This window comes from Pectobacterium sp. F1-1, assembly GCF_025643735.1.
Classification (GTDB): domain Bacteria; phylum Pseudomonadota; class Gammaproteobacteria; order Enterobacterales; family Enterobacteriaceae; genus Pectobacterium; species Pectobacterium colocasium.
This window is the reverse complement of record NZ_CP104733.1, coordinates 1,947,049-1,967,528: the sequence shown is the minus strand read 5'-3', so window position 1 is coordinate 1,967,528 and position 20,480 is coordinate 1,947,049. Positions and strand designations below refer to the sequence as shown.

Below are 20,480 nucleotides of genomic sequence, written 5' to 3'. Positions count from 1 at the left end.
TTTAGAGAATCAATGGACAGACTCTGCCAACTGAGGGAACATTTTCCGCATTGCGATATACATCACCAAACTGATTATTATGCCATCCAGCGTAGAAACCGATGTGATCGTAAACAAATCAAAGAAATCTGTAGCGGTTAATAAGCTTACAAAACTGCCGGATAACCACGCGATAGAGGCACAAATATTCAGTAATGGCGGTTGTGATGCATCCTGCGTTAAACGCGAAGAGTCAAAAAAGTAATATTCAGCAAGGTAAACCCCTGCAATAGGGGAAATTAGGACACCTAGTAACGACAAAAACTGGGTGAAGTTATTAATCATGCCGTTATAGGCCAAAAAAAGACCAGCAAATGCCATCAACACAACGAGTATTGGCCGGGATATTGCTCTGACAACAACCGAGAGTCCTAATGAGGCTGAAATTAAATTAGAGCTATTCGTTGTCCATTGAGCAAAAATCAAAATCACAATCGCTGACACACCAAGTCCGATGCTAAAAAATATTTCAACCAAATCGTCACTGCCAACCATATGGGTCAATATGAGCGCAACAAGAATCGTTGCGCTATTTCCTAGTAAGAATCCCAAGCCTGAGCCTAATATGGCATCTTTACGTGTTCTGGAATAACGAGCAATGTCCGGTGACACGATACTTGCCGCTACTATCCAGATAGAAACCACGTAAGAAATAGCACTCCCTAAACTTATCGGTTTTTTAATAACCACTTCAGCAGGTGAAGCATGGCCATTAGCAGCCAGATAGATTCCTGAGATAATGAGTATAAGCATTAGCGGGACACTTAATACGCTGAGTTTACCTAACGCACGAACACCCCAAATGGCCGTCGATGCCATGAGAGCCATACCAAAAAGCAGAATAAAAAAGCGTCCAGGTTCAAGCTGATAATGTAGCAATGCTTTTTGCAGCATCACACCAAAGAAATCGAGTTGAAAGGCAAACCATCCAACAAGTGAAACAGCGGAAAACACGCCGATCACTTTCCCACCTAGCCGCCCAAAAACAGAAATACTGAGTAACGTTGTTGACAGCCCGCAGCCATAACCAACGTTCGCACACAATGCAGCAAGGACACCCAGTAACGCAGATCCAATAAGCGTGGCGATAACAGCTTGAGAAAAAGGTAATCCACTACTTAGAAAAGAGCCGAGAAATAGGCCAGAAATATCGATCCCGATAGCCAGCCATATCAAGGCAATGACATACCAGCTTTTTCTGGCTTCTACAGGAACCTTTTCGTATTCGTAATCATAGATCTGCCGCTCCTGTTGTTCTTTTTCAGGTACAGCTTTCCCTTGAGACATATTCCCTCCATTAAATAAGCAGCAAATAATTATTGTATCGTTGTGATATTTTATAGAGGTTGCCTGACGGCGTATAGAACAATGGTGTCGTCAGCAAGCTAACAACACCATTGTGCTTATGAGAGACCCTGATGTGACGCATAAAACCACACATTTTGTGGCAACCACATCAACGATGTGGCGTGATGACAAGATAAATGGGTTTCATATCGATTAATACAGATATATTTTGATGTTAACATTCAGATATGTAATGTATGCGAAGGAAATGCTATGCGCTTAGACAAACTGGAGATTCGCTGGTTAAAACTCTTTTGTAAAATTGTTGAAAAACAAGGAATTACTAACGCACAAGATGCAACGGGCTTAAGCCAACCCGTACTAAGCCACTACCTCTCTCGTCTTGAGGATACGCTCGGACTGGTGCTGTGCGAACGTGGTCGTAGCGGCTTTGCCTTAACAACCGAAGGTGAGGTGGTCTATCAAGAAGCTAAATCTGTCATTTCCACACTCGATGACTTCGCAAACAGACTGGCCCGTATCAAACATCAACTTATAGGTAAGGTAAAACTAGGCTGTCTGGATAATATCGCAACACACCCCAACAACGTTGTATCACAAGCGATATCCCATCTTTATGACCAAAGCCCGGAAGTTAATGTCGAAATCGAAATTATGGAATACCTTCCTCTGATGGAGAGGCTAAAAAATGGACACCTTGATATTGTTCTCAGCGCCCTACCCGATGACATTCCTGCGGACATTTTTTATCAGCCCGTCTTTGTCGAACACAGCTATTTTTATTCTCTAGCAGAAAATGCTGAAATGATCGAACATGAATGGCTCAATGGTGAATTAAATCCTCGCCGGCTATTAATTGGCGGACATGCCGTCAATGAAATATCTAAACAGCTAGGTTCGGTATCAAAACAGGGTTATCACCAGACCGCCTGGCATCTTGAAGGAAGTCTGTTGCTATTGCTGGCAGGCACACATATTGGTTTTCTCCCCGATCACTATGCCGCACCTTGGGTTGAAAAAGGCAAACTCACCGCAATTGCACCAGATCGTTTAAAGATAACCAGCATATTTTATCTGGTGCGAAACGCAAAACAGCGCCTTAGCCCGGTAGCCGAAGCGCTGTGGAATAACATGGTCGAAGCAGGACAAAGCTCGTTGGCCAGCCTCGATACCGCTAGCTCAAGCAGCAGCTAATGGTGTTGGATGGTGATCGACTTTTCTGAGCAACATCGTCAGATAAATCATGGCAATAACCGCGATCAAGACAAACAGCAAGCGATCGGAGTAGCTCTGCATCAATACCGCAGCAACGCTTGGCCCGCAAAGACTGCCAAGCGTATAGCTGAGGAGCAAGGCCTGATTCATCGCCACCAGTTCATCAGGACGTACTTTTTCACATGCCCACGACATGGCAACGGGATACAGCGTAAAACCTGCACATCCCAACAGGAACAATGACGGCGCCATGGCATAGTGACTAATGCTTAACATGGCAATACAGCCAATAATCACAACAAAGACTAATACGCGGAGAACCAACAGGCGTCCATACCGATCTGCCATACGTCCAATCGGCCATTGACCGATAATCCCTGAGCTGATCAGCAGTGCCATCCAGTATCCAACCTGCGCGTCATTCATTCCCTGATGAGAGAGATACAGCGGCATCAAACCATACAGCGAGCCTAAAATTGCACCGGAAATAATACAGCCGTGTACGCCTAAACGTGCACTGCGATACGTCAGCATTTTCAACATACTGACCGGTTTTTCTTGCTGTTCTGGCGGTGTGGGAAGGCGAGTAAACAGCAAGGGGAATATCGCTAAAATAACCAGTGCGACCATCCACGGCAGGACGCTTAACAATGCTGTCGGCAATACGCCAATCAGGAGTTGTCCAATCACGCTACCGAGGTAATAGGCAATCATATAAGCAGCCAGCAGTTGCCCACGTTGCGTCGGCGTTCCACTGCATAACAACGCGCTTTCAACCACGACCCAGATTAACGCACAACCGACCCCGGCAAGAAAGCGCCAAAATAGCCAACTGCCAATATCGGCAGAAATACCGAGACCAGCAATCGCGATGCCAAATACCAGAGCGGCCAAATAATAGCTGCGGTTAAACCCATAAAGTTTGATTAATTTACCGGCTAATAGCGTTCCAACCAGATTGCCGCCGAAATAGGATGAGCCAACGAGGCCAACCTGCCAGACGGGAAGAGATTGATAACTCAGCCAAAGTGGTACCAGAGTATTTAATACCGCGATACAAACTGTTAGCAGTAAGAGTCCGCAGAGCAATAGCAGCACTGGGCGGGAATAAGCAGACATAGCGAAGTGGATAACCAAACAACCGGAGAAGAGTGAGCGCATCATGCCACTGCGTATATAAAAGTCAATCCGGGCAAAAAGTGCTAAAAGTCCTTTCTCAAATGATGGATTGAAAGAATTCATCAACACATACAGGGATGCCGTTACACTTGAAAACAGAAGCAACCTATTCCCCTGATTTTAAATTATTTTTAGCTTTAAAATTCAGTCACACAGGTTGTTTAAGGTAGAGAAGCTATTTTTACGATGAAAAAATATTACCGAACAGGAGGCGTAAAAAAAGCGCCTTTAAACGGGCGCTTTTTTCAGATAGCAGAAATTAGCCAATAAATTCCAGCCCGCCCATGTATGGACGCAGCACTTCAGGAATTTCAATACGGCCATCAGCCTGCTGGTAGTTTTCCAGAACCGCTACCAGTGTACGACCGACTGCCAGACCAGAACCGTTCAACGTGTGAACCAGACGGGTCTTCTTGTCGGACTTGCTACGGCAGCGAGCCTGCATACGACGCGCCTGGAAATCCCACATGTTTGAGCAAGAGGAGATTTCACGGTACGTATCTTGCGCCGGCAGCCAGACTTCGAGATCATACGTTTTGGTGGAGCCAAAGCCCATATCACCGGTGCACAGCAAGACCTTACGATACGGTAATTTCAACAGTTGCAGTACCGTTTCGGCGTGGGTCGTTAATTCTTCCAGCGCCTGCATAGAATCTTCAGGGCGGACGATTTGTACCAGTTCGACCTTGTCAAACTGATGCATACGAATCAACCCACGCGTATCTCGACCATACGAACCTGCTTCAGAACGGAAGCAAGGCGTGTGGGCAGTCATCTTCAACGGCAAGGATTCTTCATCAAGAATCTCGTCACGCACCAGATTGGTCAACGGAACTTCAGCCGTCGGAATCAGTGCATAGTTGCTGCTTTCCGCTTCTTCGCTCAACGGCCTAGTATGGAACAGATCTTCGCCAAATTTAGGCAACTGACCAGTACCGTATAACGTGGCATGATTGACCAGATAAGGCACATAGGCTTCCTGATAGCCATGCTGTTGCGTATGCAAATCCAGCATGAACTGGGTAAGTGCACGGTGCAGACGAGCAATTTGCCCTTTCATCACGACAAAACGCGCACCGGTCAATTTCACCGCCGCGGCAAAATCCAGCCCGGCAGCCATCTCTCCGAGTTCAACATGATCGCGCACGGGGAAATCATATTTACGCGGTTCACCCCAGCGAGTCACTTCCTGATTCTGCGTGTCGTCCTTTCCAAGCGGCACCGAGTCGTCCGGCAGGTTCGGGATCGTTAACGCCAGATCGCGAATTTCATTCTGCAACTGATCCAGCTCGGCTTTCGCGGCATCCAGTTTTTCGCCTAATGTGTTAACTTCACGACGCAAAGGCTCGATATCTTCACCGCGTGCTTTCGCTGCACCAATCTCTTTCGATCGGGAGTTACGCTCTGCCTGCAGGTTTTCAGTTTCTACCTGCAATACTTTACGACGTTCTTCCTGCTTACGCAGGGTCTCAACATCCAGCTTAAAGCCTCTGCGAGCCAGTAACTTTTCGGCGACTGCGTCTAGCTCATTGCGCAGTAAATTGGGATCGAGCATGCTAATCCTGTGCTTATGATTATCAAATGAAATGGTTGCTTACACGGCGCGCTACGCGGCCGGTTTCAGAAAATACCGCAATAACCTTACCGCAACGCTTAGTTCAACGGTAGCGTTTTGTCGGGCTATTTTGATCCTGAGTGGCAAGCCAGGCGAGCTTTTCACCAATTTTGCCCTCAAGGCCGCGTGAGGTCGGCGCGTAATAGTGCGTATCGGCCATTTCCGGAGGAAAATAGCTTTCGCCAGCAGCATAGGCATTGGGTTCATTGTGTGCGTACCGATACTCTGCCCCGAGCCCCATTTCTTTCATCAACCGGGTAGGCGCATTGCGCAAATGCTCGGGAACGTCATAGTCTGGTTTCTCGCGTGCATCCTGCATCGCCGCTTTAAATGCGCTATACACGGCGTTACTTTTCGGCGCACAGGCCAGATAAACAATCGCCTGAGCAATAGCACGCTCCCCTTCTGCGGGGCCGACACGAGTGAAGCAATCCCAGGCGGAGATAGCCACCTGCATCGCACGCGGATCCGCATTGCCGACATCTTCCGATGCAATCGCCAACAGTCGTCGGGCAACATACAGCGGATCGCCACCGGCAGTGATGATTCTGGCGTACCAATAAAGCGCCGCATCCGGCGCAGAGCCTCTTACCGATTTATGCAGCGCCGAAATCAGGTCGTAATAGCGATCGCCCTTGTTATCAAAGCGGGCACTACGCTCGCCAGCGATTTCGTTGAGGAGTGCCGGTGTCAGAACACGCATACCCTGCGCGTCGATTTCTGCCATATCCGCCATCATTTCCAGGCTATTCAGCGCACGTCGGGCATCGCCGTTGACCAATTCGGCCAGCATTCGCGCGGTTTCGGCAGGCAGAACAATATTCTGTCCGCCGTATCCTCGCTCGCTGTCGCTCATGGCCTGCTGCAAGACCTGCTCGATATCTTCCGCCGTCAGCGCTTTTAGCAAATAGACACGGGCACGAGATAACAACGCGGAATTGAGTTCGAAAGAGGGGTTTTCGGTTGTCGCACCAATGAAGGTGATCGTTCCATCTTCGATATGTGGCAGAAACGCATCCTGCTGACTTTTGTTGAAACGATGGACTTCATCGACAAACAAAATAGTGCGGCGCCCCGCATTGCGGTTTTGTCGGGCACGCTCAATCGCTTCGCGAATTTCTTTGATGCCGGACGTCACGGCAGAAATGCGTTCTACATCCGCCTGCCCATAATGCCCAATCAATTCTGCCAGCGTGGTTTTTCCCGTACCTGGCGGCCCCCAAAGAATCATCGAGTGCAGTTGCCCTGCCTCGATGGCTCGTGGCAAAGGCTTACCAACGCCTAATAAGTGCTGTTGACCAATATACTGCGCCAACGTTGCTGGCCGCATACGCGCGGCCAGGGGCTGAAATTCGTTGTGGGAAAAATCAAGGGACAGATTGCTCACTCTGGCCTCACTGACGCTGGTCATCCAGCGTGACGCCTTTCGGCGGTGTGAACGTGAATTGCGCGGCATCAACAGCAGAATTTTGCTGGTTCTTCAGCACATAAGTGCTTCGCTGGCCATCCTGTTCCGTCGCGGTAAACTGCTTGATCGTGCCGTTGGTCGTCACATTAATCGCGAACTGTTTCAGGTTGCCGCTCGCAGATTTCGGCGTAAGCTCAAAATCATCGCCTTTCTGGCGCACATCGTATTTACTCCAGTCGCTGGCATCGTTACGCGTAATCAGAATGAACGGCGTATTTCCTGTTGCATCCTTCAGCCAGGTTGCCGTGACTTGCTCCACAAACGGATTGTAGAACCAGAGCGTTTTTCCGTCAGAAATCAGCGTACTTTCATCAGGTGAGGTGGTTTTCCAGTTAAATAAGTTAGGGCGTTTCAACCACAGTTCACCTTCCCCTTCCTGCACGGCTGCGCCGTCAGCACTGGTGACTTTCTGGCTAAAATTCGCATGGAAACTGTTTACTTTATTGAGGCGACCCTGCAAATCTTTTGCCGCGTCCGCATAGACAGCGGTTGAGGTCACACCGGCAATCAGGCAACTGATAGCTAACCACTTTTTCATACGCATAATCCTTTGAATTTCCTGATATAAAAACCTTCACATAATGAGCTCAGGTGCCTTGCACGAGACTAATGTGATTTGTGGATCAGTGTTATTTGTAGATCTATGTTATCTGAACCCACTCGGGCGGTGATAGGTGAATTATCTGCTTATCACCGCTTTTACGCTTCTTTGCATAAGGGCTGCACGCGCAGCCCTTATAGTGGAGTGAGGTCAATCAATACAACGCACTTATTCCATTGATGGCGGTGCCAATACCTCGCGATTGCCATTGTGCCCAGGGGGGCTGACGATGCCCTGCGCTTCCATTTGCTCAACGATTCGCGCGGCGCGGTTATAGCCGATTCGGAACTGGCGCTGTACACCGGAAATGGATGCACGGCGTTTATCGACCACAAACTCTACTGCCTGATCGAACAGAGGATCGAGTTCTTCATCGCCATCAAGGCCGACGCTTCCACCTTCAACATCATCGCCACCACTGACAATATTATCGATATATTGAGGACGCCCACGCGCTTTCCAGTCCTGAACGACGGCGTGAACTTCCTCGTCACGGACAAAAGCGCCATGAACACGGACAGGTATCGAGGAGTTCGGAGCCATATACAGCATGTCCCCCATGCCCAATAGCGACTCTGCACCGCCTTGATCGAGGATAGTCCGTGAGTCAATTTTGCTGGACACAGTAAACGCGATACGCGTCGGAATATTTGCCTTGATCAATCCGGTGATAACATCAACAGAAGGACGCTGCGTCGCCAGTACCAGGTGAATACCCGCAGCACGGGCTTTTTGCGCCAGTCGGGCAATCAGTTCTTCAACTTTCTTGCCCACCGCCATCATCAGGTCCGCAAATTCATCGACCATCACCACAATATATGGCAGTTTTTCCAGCACTGGCGGCGTCATATCCATACTGTCGCCCGGCTTCCAGAACGGATCGGGGATCGGGCGTCCCATCGCATTTGCTGTCATCACCCGTTCGTTGTATCCCGCCAGATTACGCACGCCAAGCGCCGACATCAGCTTATAGCGACGTTCCATTTCACCGACGCACCAACGCAACGCATTTGCCGCATCCTTCATGTCGGTCACGACTTCCGTCAACAAATGCGGAATACCTTCGTACACCGAAAGTTCCAGCATTTTCGGGTCGATCATGATAAAGCGCACGTCTTCCGGCGTGGCTTTATACAACATACTGATAATCATGGCGTTGACGCCGACCGATTTCCCCGACCCTGTCGTACCCGCAACCAGCAGGTGCGGCATTTTCGCCAGATCGGCAACGACCGGTTCGCCTGCAATATCTTTACCCAGCACAATCGACAGCGGCGACGGATTATCACGGAATTTGTCGCAGTCCAATACTTCACGCAGATAAACCGTCTGACGATGCGCATTCGGCAGTTCCAGACCGACATACGGTTTGCCCGGAATCACCTCAACAATACGCACTGCAACAACGGACAGAGAACGCGCCAAATCGCGCGACAGATTCGAGATGCGCGCCGCTTTAACGCCCGGCGCCAGATCCAATTCAAACCGAGTGATCACCGGGCCTGGCGAATGATCGACCACATCTGCTTTTACCCGGAAATCAGCCAAACGCGCTTCGATCAGTCGCGCCGTCTGTTCCAATGCGAAATTATCAATAGGCGCTTCGCTAGCCGGCGGCGGCGTCAACAAATCCAACGTTGGCAGCGGCGTAGTCGGCTTCTGTAGCGGTTGTTCATTACGCATCAGGAACGGGTGAATCAAGCCATCCATTGCAGGATGATGCGTTGGTGTTGCCACAGTTTCCTGTTTCGCGGCCTCAACAGGCGCTGACGTTGGTTGCGCTGGCTGACCAAATGTTAATGGACTGCGCTCATCAGCGTCGTCATCCTCACCGGCATGCATCGGAGGAAGATCGGGTTCGACACGATAAGACGGCTGTGTATACGTTGGCTCACTGAACGTAGGCGGCTCAGGTTCGCGCTCATTCTCCGCGCTAAACGGTGAGAATGAAAAATCGTTATGCGCTACCGCAGGAGTTGGTTGAACAGGCTCACTGACAGTTGGTGATGCTGTCGGCGCAGAAATGTCCTCATTGCGCTGCAACGCATTGGCATCATAACGCGACTGTTGCTGTGCAGCGAAATCCCTGGCGAGCTGCGCTTGCAGAAGCGCGTCTTCATCCTCTTGCTGTGACGGATATTCATCACCGTAACGCTCGCGCTGCTGATTCAGGTACTCCTGCTGTAGCGCGGCTTCCTGACGGGCAATCTCATCAGGTGTTTCTTCCTGATAGATGTCGTTCGCCAAGTCCGTTTCCGCACTCTCATTCTGCGCCTGTAGCCTTGCTTGCTCTTCGGCCAGCCGCTGCGACGGCAGTTTGATTCCGTATGACGCCAATTCGCGACGAGTAGGAATACGCACCGGATTAGGGCGCGGCAGTTCCGGTCCAACGCCGCGTTTAATCTGCGGGTTATCATCCCCATCGGCGCTGAACGCTGGCATAAAGGTGTTGTTCGCGTTGAAATCCGTATCACGCTCAGGTTGTGGTGCCGCAGCAAAGGGCTGAACCGCCGCTGCCGTTACGATCGGCGGTACGGTACTCTCTCCGTAACTATTCCCGTAAGGTGCATACGCGCTGCTATGGCGTTCAGGCGACGTCGCAATCTCTGGCATCGCCGCAGGCGTTTCAGGGATTTCAAACGAATACAGCGGTGGATTCAGCGACGATGTCTTATCGATCGTTGATGGGACAACAGGTGGCACAATACCAGATGATGTGTCAGGCAACGCCGAATCAGACGCGGCCAGTTCAGGGAATGTTGCCCCCGCAACTGACGCCTCTGCTGAGAAGCTCGCTGGTGTAGTCACCGACGCGTTTTCGGTTGAAGAGGATGATGACGTCTCCATTTTATTGTCTGCCGCAATATCATTTGCAGCATCAGCCACAGAAGGCGCAGAAAATAGCACATCATCGTCATCGCGCGGTTGCGCTACCGCCTCGCCCGACGCTTCATCGTGGCGCAGGTTAAGCACATCGTGTTCATCTTCTTCACGGTCGTTTTCTTCGCGGTAGTCTTCATCGCGACGTGAACGGTTTGACATAAATGTCAGACAACCCAGGACACCGGCACCAATTTTTTCAGCGATCGTTAACCATGACCAGCCGGTAAACAGCGTTAGCCCTGCGCCCCACACGCACAGCAGAATCAGTGTCGCACCCATGCTATTGAAACGCGGGATCATTGAGCTGCTCAACAGGCTTCCCAAAACACCACCGGAAGCAAAATAGTAGAGATCGTCAATATTCAACGCAGCCAGACCACAAGAGGTCAGGATCAGCGCCAATGTCCCAATCAGGCGAAGCGAAAAGGTAAAGTAGTCGATAGACTGGTGGTTATCACGCTGGCGGAAAGCAGCCCAGCACAGGGATAACATAACCGGCGGGATGGCATAGGCCAGCACACCAAAAATAAAGAACAGCGTATCCGCCAGCCATGCACCCGCCACACCACCAAAGTTGTGAATCGGTTCATGCCAAGCAGTCTGTGACCAACTGGGATCGGAGGGGCTGAAACTGAGTAGTGCGACACTAAGATAAACCGCAAAAAGTGCCGCAACGATTAAAATCGCTTCAAGCAAACGACGTGTTCCACTGAGTTTTTTCAGGGTAACGTCTTTATCTTCTGTATATTCCTGGCTCAAGAGTCTCTCCAGGGGCCTGTAAGGTTTATGACAAAGCGCCGAGAAAACCCGGCGCTGGGACTGTATAAATTCACAGGAGTGTAGCTGAATTTATCGGGTTTTGCACCCACACGTTTATCGCGTCTTAATAACCAGACGGTTGCTTTGCTTCACTTCTTCCATCACCACGTAGGTACGGGTGTCGTTTACGCCCGGCAAACGCAGCAGCGTTTCACCCAGGAGCTTACGGTAGGCAGACATATCCGGCACGCGCGTTTTCAACAGGTAGTCAAAATCACCAGAAACCAGATGACATTCCTGAATTTCTTCCAGCTTCTGCACCGCAGCATTAAACTGTTCAAACACATCAGGCGCGCCGCGGTTTAGCGTTATTTCAACAAAAACCAGCAGTGACGCATCCAGATAATGCGGGTTTAGCAGCGCTGTGTAACCGTTAATGAAACCCTGTCTTTCCAGACGACGCACGCGCTCCAGACAAGGTGTTGGCGACAGCCCAACACGTTTGGACAGCTCGACATTGGAAATACGCCCATCTTTTTGCAATTCGTTCAGGATGTTACGATCAATACGATCGAGATCTTTTCCTGGCCGTTTTTTAGTGTCTACCATTATTATTGTCTCTCTTCACTTTTCCCTGCACCCGCTTACCCCGATAGACCTCATGTATCAGAGCTACCCTTAAAGAAGACACGCTGCCTATTTTGTATATCAAAAGTCATTAACTTCTCGTTCTCGCCCCACGTATTGCTCACCCGCGAAAAGACCATCACGTCATATCCGTGGCCCAGAGGCCTACTACCTGCGCAAAAACGAATAAAAAACCGAGCTTTTAACTGTCCACATACAAAAAATTTCCTCTTACCCAGATGTTTTCGCAAATGCACAGCCGATTGTCAAAGCAAAACAACGAAAATCAGAAGAAACTGCCAGATTGGATAAGCCAGAGCCATTCGCCAAGGTGACTTCAATCATTTTACTTATGAATGTGGCTGATTTTTCAGCTATTTGTCATCACCATCGCCATTAACGATTAAACAAATAGCCAGCAACTTTTCTGCATACTTTTTTTACTCCTGTAATTTCCTTACAATCGTTCTCATTGTCCGTGGTAGAGACTGTTCGTAATAAGTCAGCGTGTTTGTCGTAGAGACCGTTCATATGAACATTATCCGCCGTCATGAAATGAGGAAAGCATGGGTACCGTTAAACATCACAAGTTATTGATTCTGGGTTCAGGCCCGGCTGGCTATACTGCCGCAGTTTATGCTGCACGGGCGAACTTACAGCCAGTATTAATCACTGGTATGGAAAAAGGCGGTCAGTTGACGACCACGACCGAAGTCGAAAACTGGCCGGGCGACGCCGATGATTTAACAGGCCCACTGTTAATGGAACGCATGCACGCACATGCAACCAAGTTCAATACCGAAGTGATCTTCGATCATATTGAACGTGTTGATTTGCAGAACCGCCCCTTCCGTTTATTCGGTGATAGCGACGAGTACACCTGTGACGCGCTGATCATCGCCACTGGGGCATCGGCTCGCTACCTTGGTCTGCCATCTGAAGACGCATTCAAAGGCAAGGGCGTTTCCGCCTGTGCAACCTGTGACGGATTCTTCTACCGTAATCAGAAAGTTGCCGTGGTGGGTGGCGGGAATACCGCTGTTGAAGAAGCGTTGTATCTGTCTAACATCGCTGCGGAAGTGCATTTAATCCACCGCCGCGAGACGTTCCGTTCGGAGAAGATTCTGATCGATCGTCTGATGGACAAAGTCAAAAATGGCAACATCACCCTGCATACCAACCGTACGCTGGACGAAGTGCTAGGCGATGATATGGGTGTGACCGGTGTTCGTATCCGCGATACGCAAAGCGATGCAGCGGAAGAGCTGGAACTGGCTGGCGTGTTTATCGCTATCGGTCATAGCCCGAATACGGCTGTGTTCGGCGGTCAGTTGGAACTGGAAAACGGCTATATTAAAGTGCAATCCGGTATTCACGGCAACGCGACACAGACCAGTATTCCTGGCGTCTTTGCCGCAGGCGACGTTATGGACCACATTTACCGTCAAGCTATTACCTCCGCAGGTACTGGCTGTATGGCGGCACTGGATGCAGAACGTTACCTGGACGGATTAACCGTCAGCAAGTAATACGCGATTAAGAACGGAGCGGCGATAGCCGTTCCGTTTCTTCCCTCTGATTACCTCACGCAACACAAAAATTGATCGTCTCCCACATTTCATCTCTCCTTTTCGTTTGCAGCGCGTCCCCGTCGCGGTAACATGGCGTCTATCTGCCTGATAGAAGATAATTTTGTTAACTAACAGTTACATAAGAGTTATTTTCTGTTAAGTCCATTTCTGCAATATAACGAACTGGTGCCTGATGAAAAAAACCAGACAGCAAGAACTGACCGCTTGGCTGAAACAGCAGAGTAAGCTGGCGCAACGTTGGCTACGGATTTCACTGCTGCTTGGATTCCTGAGCGGTGCATTAATCATCGCACAAGCCTGGCTATTAGCTACGCTGCTTCATGCCCTTATCATTGAGCATGCCCCCCGAGAATCCCTGCTCTCCCCGTTTTTTCTACTGATCGCGACCTTCATTCTACGTGCGCTCAACAGCATGTTACGCGAGCGCGTCGGTTTTCTGTGTGGGCAAGCGGTTCGACAGCAAATTCGTAAACTGGTACTGGACCGACTGCAACAGCTTGGTCCTGCCTGGGTACAAGGCAAACCCGCCGGCAGTTGGGCAACGATGATTCTTGAGCAGGTTGATGATATGCAGGATTATTACGCCCGCTACCTGCCACAGATGTATCTTGCCGCGCTGATTCCGTTACTTATCTTAATCACGATCTTCCCGATCAACTGGGCTGCTGGCTTGATTCTGTTTTTGACTGCCCCGCTCATCCCGCTTTTTATGGCGCTGGTCGGCATGGGCGCGGCGGATGCCAACCGACGCAATTTTCTGGCGCTGGCTCGCCTGAGCGGACATTTCCTCGATCGCCTGCGCGGAATGGAGACGCTACGCCTGTTTCATCGTGGCCAGGCCGAAACCGAACAAATCCGCCACGCTTCCGAAGATTTCCGTAGCCGTACGATGGAAGTGCTGCGCATGGCGTTTCTCTCCTCGGGCGTACTGGAGTTTTTTGCCTCCATTTCGATCGCCGTTGTCGCCGTCTATTTCGGTTTCTCTTATCTCGGGGAACTGGACTTCGGCCATTACGGAATGGGGGTAACGCTCTTTGCTGGTTTTCTCGTGCTCATTCTGGCGCCGGAGTTTTTTCAGCCTTTACGCGACCTGGGTACGTTCTATCATGCCAAAGCTCAGGCTATCGGCGCAGCAGAATCGCTGGTGACCTTTTTAGCCGAGGAAGGAGAAACGGTAGGTTTTGGCACCCAAGTATTCAGCAGCAATACCGCCATTGCCATTCGGGCGGAAAATCTGGTTGTCCTCGCGCCGAATGGTACACCGCTAACTCAACCGTTGACGTTCGATATTCACGCAGGCGAGCGTATCGCGCTAGTCGGCCTCAGCGGCGCAGGAAAAAGTTCGCTGCTTAATGCGCTGCTGGGGTTCCTGCCCTATCGCGGATCACTGACCGTTAACGGTCAGGCTTTAAACACGCTAACCCCTGAATCATGGCGTAAACAACTGAGCTGGGTTGGGCAAAATCCCCATTTACCGGAGCAAACGCTGCGCAGCAATATTCTGCTGGGCAACCCGCAGGCCAGTATTGTGGAGTTACAGCAGGCGATTGAGCGTGCCTATGTGCAGGAATTTTTACCACAACTTCCACAAGGGCTGGAAACCACGATCGGTGACAGCGCGGCGCGCTTATCCGTCGGGCAGGCACAGCGCGTCGCCGTTGCCCGCGCGCTGATCCACCCTTGCCAATTATTGTTGCTGGATGAACCTTCAGCCAGTCTGGATGCCCATAGCGAAGAGTTGGTTATGGCGGCGTTGAACGAAGCCGCACGCCACCAGACCACACTGCTGGTCACGCACCAGCTCACGGATATCACCGAATATGATGCGATTTGGGTCATGGACGGCGGTCAGTTAGTCCAACGGGGTGATTATCAAACACTCCGCGCCGAAGCTGGCCCCTTCGCGGCGCTGCTGGCACAACGACAGGAGGCGCTGTAATGGCTCAGAGAAAAACGATGCAGGTATTAAAACCGTTTCTGGCACTCTACCGCCAACACATCTGGCGCTTAAGCCTGGGCATTGTGCTGGCTATCGCTACGCTACTTGCCAGCATCGGCCTGCTCGCGCTATCCGGCTGGTTTCTGGCGGGTGCTGCACTAGCAGGCATTGTTGGGCTGCTCACCTTTAACTATATGCTGCCAGCCGCCGGCGTGCGGGGTGCGGCGATTGCACGTACGGCCGGGCGCTATGGCGAACGAGTCGTCAGTCACGACGCCACCTTCCGCGTTCTGCTGCGTTTACGTGTTTTCACCTTTTCACGTATTTTGCCGCTCTCTCCGGGTGGGCTGGCGCAATTTCGTCAGGCTGAACTGCTCAATCGACTTGTGGCGGATGTGGATACGCTCGACCATCTCTATCTTCGCGTGATTTCCCCCATCGTCAGCGCATTCGCCGTCATTCTTATCGTCTGTTACGGTCTGAGCTTCATTGATGCCTCATTGGCGTTAACGCTTGGTGCCATCATGCTGGTGCTGTTGTTATGTCTGCCAATTCTGTTTTATCGGGCAGGAAACAGTATCGGGCAGGATTTGACCGCGCTGCGGGCACAGTACCGCCTCCAACTAACCACCTGGCTGCAAGGTCAGGCGGAGCTAACCGTCTTCGGCGCACTCGATCGCGTTCGTCAGCAGTTGGCGCTGGTGGAAATTAACTGGCTGCGTCGTCAACGCCAACAAGCCAATCTTACCGGCCTGTCTCAGGCGGTGATGATTCTGTGCAGTGGGCTGACCGTTACCCTGATTCTGTGGCTGGCAGCAGATGGCGTTGGTGGTAATCCACAGCCCGGCGCGTTGATTGCCCTGTTCGTGTTTGCCTCGCTTGCCGCCTTCGAGGCGCTGGCTCCCGTCACGGTGGCTTTTCAGCATATGGGGCAAGTGATTGCCTCCGCCGCTCGGGTCGATCAAATCATTCGTCAGCCCGTTGACGTCACATTCCCGGAGCATGGGCCAGAAACGTCACGCGAGGCCTCACTCGAACTCTCGCATGTCGGGTTCACGTACCCCGGTCAGCCCCAGCCCGTACTACAGAATATTTCCCTTTCTATTAAACCGGGCGAACATCTGGCGCTGCTGGGCCGTACCGGATGCGGGAAATCGACGCTATTACAGTTGCTGACTCGGGCATGGAGTTGTGAATACGGCGACATTACGCTGAATGGCCATTCTCTTGCCGATTGGCGGGAAGCCGATCTCCGTGCAATGATGAGCGTCGTACCACAACGCGTACATATTTTTAGCGCAACGCTGCGCGACAACCTGCTGCTGGCCGCCCCCACTGCGCGGGACGAAAAGCTGGCCGAGGTGTTACAGCAGGTCGGGTTAGAAAAACTGTTGGAAAATGAAGGGCTGAATGCCTGGCTGGGAGAAGGCGGTCGCCAGCTCTCCGGCGGTGAACAGCGCCGTATCGCTTTAGCACGTGCCTTATTACACGACGCGCCGCTGGTTCTGCTGGATGAACCCACCGAAGGGTTGGATGCGGAGACGGAACAACGTATTCTGCAACTGCTGCGCCAGCACTGTGCTGATAAGACGCTAATCGTCATCACTCACCGGTTATACGGCTTAGAATCCATGGATCGCATCTGTATTCTGGACGACGGCAAAGTGATCGAGCAGGGTAGCCATCAGATGTTAATGGCAGAAAAAGGGCGTTATTGGCAATTCCGCCAACACGTTTGAGGCAAACTCAGTTGAAACACAACGTTTGAAAAACATGCGCCTATATCAGCTATCGTCCCAATCGCTTCAGTTTCCTGATCCGAATCATGCTCTGGATGACCCCAACGGCCTGCTGGCCGTTGGCGGCGATCTCTCCGTTGCCCGGTTAACAGCAGCTTACCGACAAGGCATTTTCCCCTGGTTTTCCCCCGGTGAGCCTATTTTATGGTGGTCTCCGAATCCGCGTGCAGTGCTGTTTCCTGATGAACTCCATGTCAGCCGCAGTATGAAAAAATTTCTGAAGCGCCATACGTTTCACGCCACCCTGAATCAGGCGTTTGATGATGTCATTCACGCCTGCGCGAATGAACATCAGGACGGCACCTGGATTACGTCGGGTATTATTTCAGCCTATCGCCAGCTTCATCAGGTTGGGAAAGCCCATTCCGTCGAAGTGTGGCAGGATGACAAACTGGTTGGTGGATTATATGGCATTGAGCAAGGAAGATTATTTTGCGGTGAATCCATGTTCAGCCGCACGGATAATGCGTCAAAATACGCACTGCTGGCGTTTCAACAACATTTTACCCGCCACGGTGGTCATTTGATCGATTGTCAGGTGTTAAACGCCCATACCGCGTCGCTGGGCGTGAGTGAAATCCCCCGCGATCGCTTCCTGCAACTGCTTTCTCAGTGGCAGGATCTCGCCGTCGACGACGGTTGTTGGTTACCACAACCACTCGCCGAACCCGTACTGTGACAGAGAAAAGCGGGTAAATAACGTCCCAAGCGTGAACGCTTCTTTACATAATGGCGGTTTTTCGGCATTATCTTGCGGTTAAAAAATAAAGGTAGTGAGACCTAGAGGATTCGATGGCCAAAGAAGACAATATTGAAATGCAAGGCACCGTGCTTGATACGCTGCCCAACACCATGTTCCGCGTTGAATTGGAAAACGGGCACGTGGTTACCGCTCATATCTCCGGTAAAATGCGTAAAAACTATATCCGCATCCTGACGGGCGACAAAGTCACTGTAGAGTTGACCCCGTACGACCTGAGTAAAGGCCGCATTGTCTTCCGCAGCCGTTAACCGGTTCGCCCATCGCTGAGAACAGCGATATATGAGGATGTGACTCCCTCCCCAGCCCTTCCCTTTCATGGTAAGGGCTTTTGTTTTTGGAGTGCGTCTGGCAAAGGGATGTAAAAAAGGGATGCCTTAGCATCCCTCTTAGATAACAACATACGCTATCGATTAATTAACGCTTTCCGCTTTCCGCTTCTCCGCGCTCTTGAAGCCGTAAGTCAGTTGCTGCGTCTCTTTATCCAGTTCCACCGTGACAGAGCCACCGTCCACCAGCGAACCAAACAGCAGCTCATTAGCCAGCGGTTTCTTGAGGCTTTCCTGCATCACACGAGCCATCGGTCGGGCTCCCATAGCTTTGTCGTAGCCTTTTTCTGCCAGCCAGTTACGTGCTTCCTCACTGACTTCCAGCGATACGCCCTTCGCATCCAACTGCGCCTGAAGTTCCACGATAAATTTATCGACAACCTGCTGAATGACGTCGGTAGACAGATGGTTGAACCAGATAATGCCATCCAGACGGTTACGGAATTCCGGCGTAAATACCTTCTTGATCTCTTCCATCGCATCACTGCTATTGTCCTGATGGATGATACCGATAGATTTACGCTGTGTTTCTCGCACGCCTGCGTTGGTGGTCATGACGACAATGACATTACGGAAATCCGCTTTGCGGCCATTGTTGTCCGTCAGCGTCCCGTTATCCATCACCTGCAACAGCAGATTAAAGACATCAGGATGCGCTTTCTCGATCTCATCCAGCAGCAGTACCGCATGAGGATGCTTAATGACGGCATCCGTCAGCAGGCCGCCCTGATCGTAGCCCACGTAGCCGGGAGGCGCACCAATCAAGCGGCTAACCGTATGACGTTCCATATATTCGGACATATCAAAGCGCAGCAGTTCAATATCCAGCGCTTTAGCCAGCTGTAACGTCACTTCCGTCTTACCAACACCAGTTGGACCAGCGAACAGGAAGGAACCGACCGGTTTACGCTCCTGCCCCAGCCCTGCACGGCTCATCTTGATAGACTCAGACAGCGCTTCGATAGCCTTGTCCTGCCCGAACACCAGCATTTTCAGGCGGTCGCTGAGGTTCTTCAGCACATCACGATCGCTGGCGGAGACGGTTTTTTCTGGAATACGGGCAATACGGGCGACAACGGATTCGATGTCACTCACATTAACCGTTTTCTTACGCTTGCTGGCTGGCACCAGACGGCTGCGAGCGCCCGCTTCATCGATCACATCGATCGCTTTATCCGGCAGGTGACGATCGTTGATATATTTCACCGCCAGCTCTACCGCTGCGCGAATTGCTTTCGACGTATAGCGAACATCATGGTGAGCCTCATACTTCGGTTTCAGGCCATTAATGATTTGTATGGTTTCTTCCACGCTGGGTTCAGTGATGTCGATTTTCTGGAAACGACGCGCCAGCGCCCGATCCTTTTCAAAGATATTACTGAATTCCTGATAGGTGGTTGAACCGATGACGCGAATCTTGCCGCTGGAAAGCAGCGGTTTAATCAGATTAGCGGCATCAACCTGACCACCGGACGCGGCACCCGCGCCGATAATCGTGTGAATTTCATCAATGAACAGAATACTGTTTTTATCCTGTTCGAGCTGTTTCAGCAGCGCCTTGAAGCGTTTTTCAAAGTCACCGCGATATTTCGTGCCTGCCAGCAGCGCACCGATGTCCAGCGAGTACAGCGTGCACTCTGCCATCACTTCCGGTACATCGCCCTGCACAATACGCCAGGCCAGCCCTTCAGCAATCGCGGTTTTCCCCACGCCGGATTCGCCGACCAGCAGCGGGTTATTTTTACGACGGCGGCACAATACCTGAATCGTGCGTTCCAGTTCTTTATCCCGGCCAATGAGCGGATCGATACCGCCAACACGAGCCAGCTGATTCAGATTGGTGGTGAAGTTTTCCATACGATCTTCCCCTCCTGCCTGTTCTTCATTGACGGGATTTTCAGGGTTCGGCGCCTGATCGGTTTCTTCTTTACGCGTGCCGTGAGAAATAAAGTTCACGACATCCAGACGGCTGACGTCATGCTTACGCAGCAGGTAGGCGGCCTGAGATTCCTGTTCACTAAAAATCGCGACCAGAACGTTGGCGCCGGACACTTCGCTGCGGCCGGAGGACTGCACATGGAAGACAGCGCGTTGGAGTACGCGTTGGAAGCTGAGCGTTGGCTGAGTTTCTCGCTCATCGTCACTCTGCGGTAATGTTGGTGTGGTCTGCTCAATGAACGCTTCCAGTTCCTGGCGCAGCGCAGCTAAATCTACCGTGCAGGCTTCCAGTGCTTCACGGGCGGCTGGGTTACTGAGCAGTGCTAACAGCAGGTGCTCCACGGTCATAAACTCGTGTCGGTGCTCACGCGCTCTGGCGAAAGCCATGTTGAGACTGAGTTCCAGTTCTTGATTGAGCATAGGCACCTC

General features: G+C 51.3%; 14 protein-coding genes. 6 read left to right on the top strand and 8 right to left on the bottom strand.

The genetic code is table 11. The features are described from left to right. Nucleotides 1–9: 9 nt before the first annotated feature. Nucleotides 10–1,326 carry a cytosine permease gene (locus tag NAL19_RS08655; protein WP_263059435.1) on the bottom strand — a complete coding sequence of 439 codons (1,317 nt, stop codon included), beginning with the start codon at nt 1,324–1,326 and terminating at the stop codon, nt 10–12. Between the two features lie 273 nt (nt 1,327–1,599). Between NAL19_RS08655 and NAL19_RS08650 the strand changes: the two genes are divergently transcribed. After that, nucleotides 1,600–2,541, top strand: a complete 942-nt coding sequence (locus tag NAL19_RS08650; protein WP_263059434.1) for a LysR family transcriptional regulator — start codon at nt 1,600–1,602, stop codon at nt 2,539–2,541. Here NAL19_RS08650 and NAL19_RS08645 read toward each other — a convergent pair. From NAL19_RS08645 to lrp, 6 genes are all read right to left on the bottom strand, one after another. After that, nucleotides 2,527–3,681 carry an MFS transporter gene (locus NAL19_RS08645; RefSeq protein ID WP_263059685.1) on the bottom strand — a complete coding sequence of 385 codons (1,155 nt, stop codon included), beginning with the start codon at nt 3,679–3,681 and terminating at the stop codon, nt 2,527–2,529. The two genes, NAL19_RS08650 and NAL19_RS08645, sit on opposite strands and share 15 nt — an antisense overlap. Before the next feature lie 319 nt (nt 3,682–4,000). Further along, nucleotides 4,001–5,296 (bottom strand): serine--tRNA ligase, encoded by a 1,296-nt coding sequence (serS, locus tag NAL19_RS08640; protein WP_263059433.1) that lies wholly within the window; start codon nt 5,294–5,296, stop codon nt 4,001–4,003. 103 nt (nt 5,297–5,399) lie between these two features. Further along, nucleotides 5,400–6,743 carry a replication-associated recombination protein A gene (locus NAL19_RS08635; RefSeq protein WP_263059684.1) on the bottom strand — a complete coding sequence of 448 codons (1,344 nt, stop codon included), beginning with the start codon at nt 6,741–6,743 and terminating at the stop codon, nt 5,400–5,402. A 7-nt stretch (nt 6,744–6,750) separates the two neighbouring features. Beyond that, nucleotides 6,751–7,362, bottom strand: a complete 612-nt coding sequence (gene lolA / locus NAL19_RS08630) for an outer membrane lipoprotein chaperone LolA (RefSeq protein WP_263059432.1) — start codon at nt 7,360–7,362, stop codon at nt 6,751–6,753. A gap of 231 nt (nt 7,363–7,593) precedes the next feature. Next, the gene (locus tag NAL19_RS08625; RefSeq protein WP_263059431.1) at nt 7,594–11,067 is read right to left on the bottom strand and encodes a DNA translocase FtsK 4TM domain-containing protein; all 3,474 of its coding nucleotides are present in this window, start codon (nt 11,065–11,067) and stop codon (nt 7,594–7,596) included. A 114-nt stretch (nt 11,068–11,181) separates the two neighbouring features. After that, entirely contained in the window at nt 11,182–11,676 is a 495-nt protein-coding gene (lrp, locus tag NAL19_RS08620; RefSeq protein WP_010277211.1) for a leucine-responsive transcriptional regulator Lrp, read from the bottom strand. A gap of 584 nt (nt 11,677–12,260) precedes the next feature. On the opposite strand from lrp, the gene trxB reads away from it, so the two are divergent. From trxB to infA, 5 genes are all read left to right on the top strand, one after another. Continuing rightward, a complete protein-coding gene (trxB, locus tag NAL19_RS08615; RefSeq protein WP_263059430.1) occupies nt 12,261–13,223 on the top strand; it encodes a thioredoxin-disulfide reductase in 963 nt (320 codons plus the stop codon). 235 nt (nt 13,224–13,458) lie between these two features. Continuing rightward, nucleotides 13,459–15,225 (top strand): heme ABC transporter permease/ATP-binding protein CydD, encoded by a 1,767-nt coding sequence (cydD, locus tag NAL19_RS08610; protein ID WP_263059429.1) that lies wholly within the window; start codon nt 13,459–13,461, stop codon nt 15,223–15,225. After that, nucleotides 15,225–16,964: a heme ABC transporter ATP-binding protein/permease CydC gene (gene cydC, locus NAL19_RS08605; protein ID WP_263059428.1), complete on the top strand. Its 1,740-nt coding sequence runs from the start codon at nt 15,225–15,227 to the stop codon at nt 16,962–16,964. The genes cydD and cydC overlap by 1 nt, the downstream gene beginning before the upstream one ends. 34 nt (nt 16,965–16,998) lie before the next feature. Then, the gene (gene aat, locus NAL19_RS08600) at nt 16,999–17,703 is read left to right on the top strand and encodes a leucyl/phenylalanyl-tRNA--protein transferase (RefSeq protein WP_263059427.1); all 705 of its coding nucleotides are present in this window, start codon (nt 16,999–17,001) and stop codon (nt 17,701–17,703) included. 113 nt (nt 17,704–17,816) lie between these two features. Beyond that, nucleotides 17,817–18,035, top strand: a complete 219-nt coding sequence (gene infA / locus NAL19_RS08595; RefSeq protein WP_002211347.1) for a translation initiation factor IF-1 — start codon at nt 17,817–17,819, stop codon at nt 18,033–18,035. A gap of 162 nt (nt 18,036–18,197) precedes the next feature. Here infA and clpA read toward each other — a convergent pair whose 3' ends face one another. After that, the gene (gene clpA / locus NAL19_RS08590; protein WP_263059426.1) at nt 18,198–20,471 is read right to left on the bottom strand and encodes an ATP-dependent Clp protease ATP-binding subunit ClpA; all 2,274 of its coding nucleotides are present in this window, start codon (nt 20,469–20,471) and stop codon (nt 18,198–18,200) included. Nucleotides 20,472–20,480: the final 9 nt, after the last annotated feature.

Excerpts from the sequence above, each read along its gene's own strand:
- NAL19_RS08655 (WP_263059435.1), bottom strand. The coding sequence starts at position 1,326 with ATGTCTCAAGGGAAAGCTGTACCTGAAAAAGAACAACAGGAGCGGCAG.
- NAL19_RS08650 (WP_263059434.1), top strand. The coding sequence starts at position 1,600 with ATGCGCTTAGACAAACTGGAGATTCGCTGGTTAAAACTCTTTTGTAAA.
- NAL19_RS08645 (WP_263059685.1), bottom strand. The coding sequence starts at position 3,681 with ATGTCTGCTTATTCCCGCCCAGTGCTGCTATTGCTCTGCGGACTCTTA.
- serS (WP_263059433.1), bottom strand. The coding sequence starts at position 5,296 with ATGCTCGATCCCAATTTACTGCGCAATGAGCTAGACGCAGTCGCCGAA.
- lolA (WP_263059432.1), bottom strand. The coding sequence starts at position 7,362 with ATGAAAAAGTGGTTAGCTATCAGTTGCCTGATTGCCGGTGTGACCTCA.
- lrp (WP_010277211.1), bottom strand. The coding sequence starts at position 11,676 with ATGGTAGACACTAAAAAACGGCCAGGAAAAGATCTCGATCGTATTGAT.
- trxB (WP_263059430.1), top strand. The coding sequence starts at position 12,261 with ATGGGTACCGTTAAACATCACAAGTTATTGATTCTGGGTTCAGGCCCG.
- cydD (WP_263059429.1), top strand. The coding sequence starts at position 13,459 with ATGAAAAAAACCAGACAGCAAGAACTGACCGCTTGGCTGAAACAGCAG.
- cydC (WP_263059428.1), top strand. The coding sequence starts at position 15,225 with ATGGCTCAGAGAAAAACGATGCAGGTATTAAAACCGTTTCTGGCACTC.
- aat (WP_263059427.1), top strand. The coding sequence starts at position 16,999 with ATGCGCCTATATCAGCTATCGTCCCAATCGCTTCAGTTTCCTGATCCG.
- infA (WP_002211347.1), top strand. The coding sequence starts at position 17,817 with ATGGCCAAAGAAGACAATATTGAAATGCAAGGCACCGTGCTTGATACG.
- clpA (WP_263059426.1), bottom strand. The coding sequence starts at position 20,471 with ATGCTCAATCAAGAACTGGAACTCAGTCTCAACATGGCTTTCGCCAGA.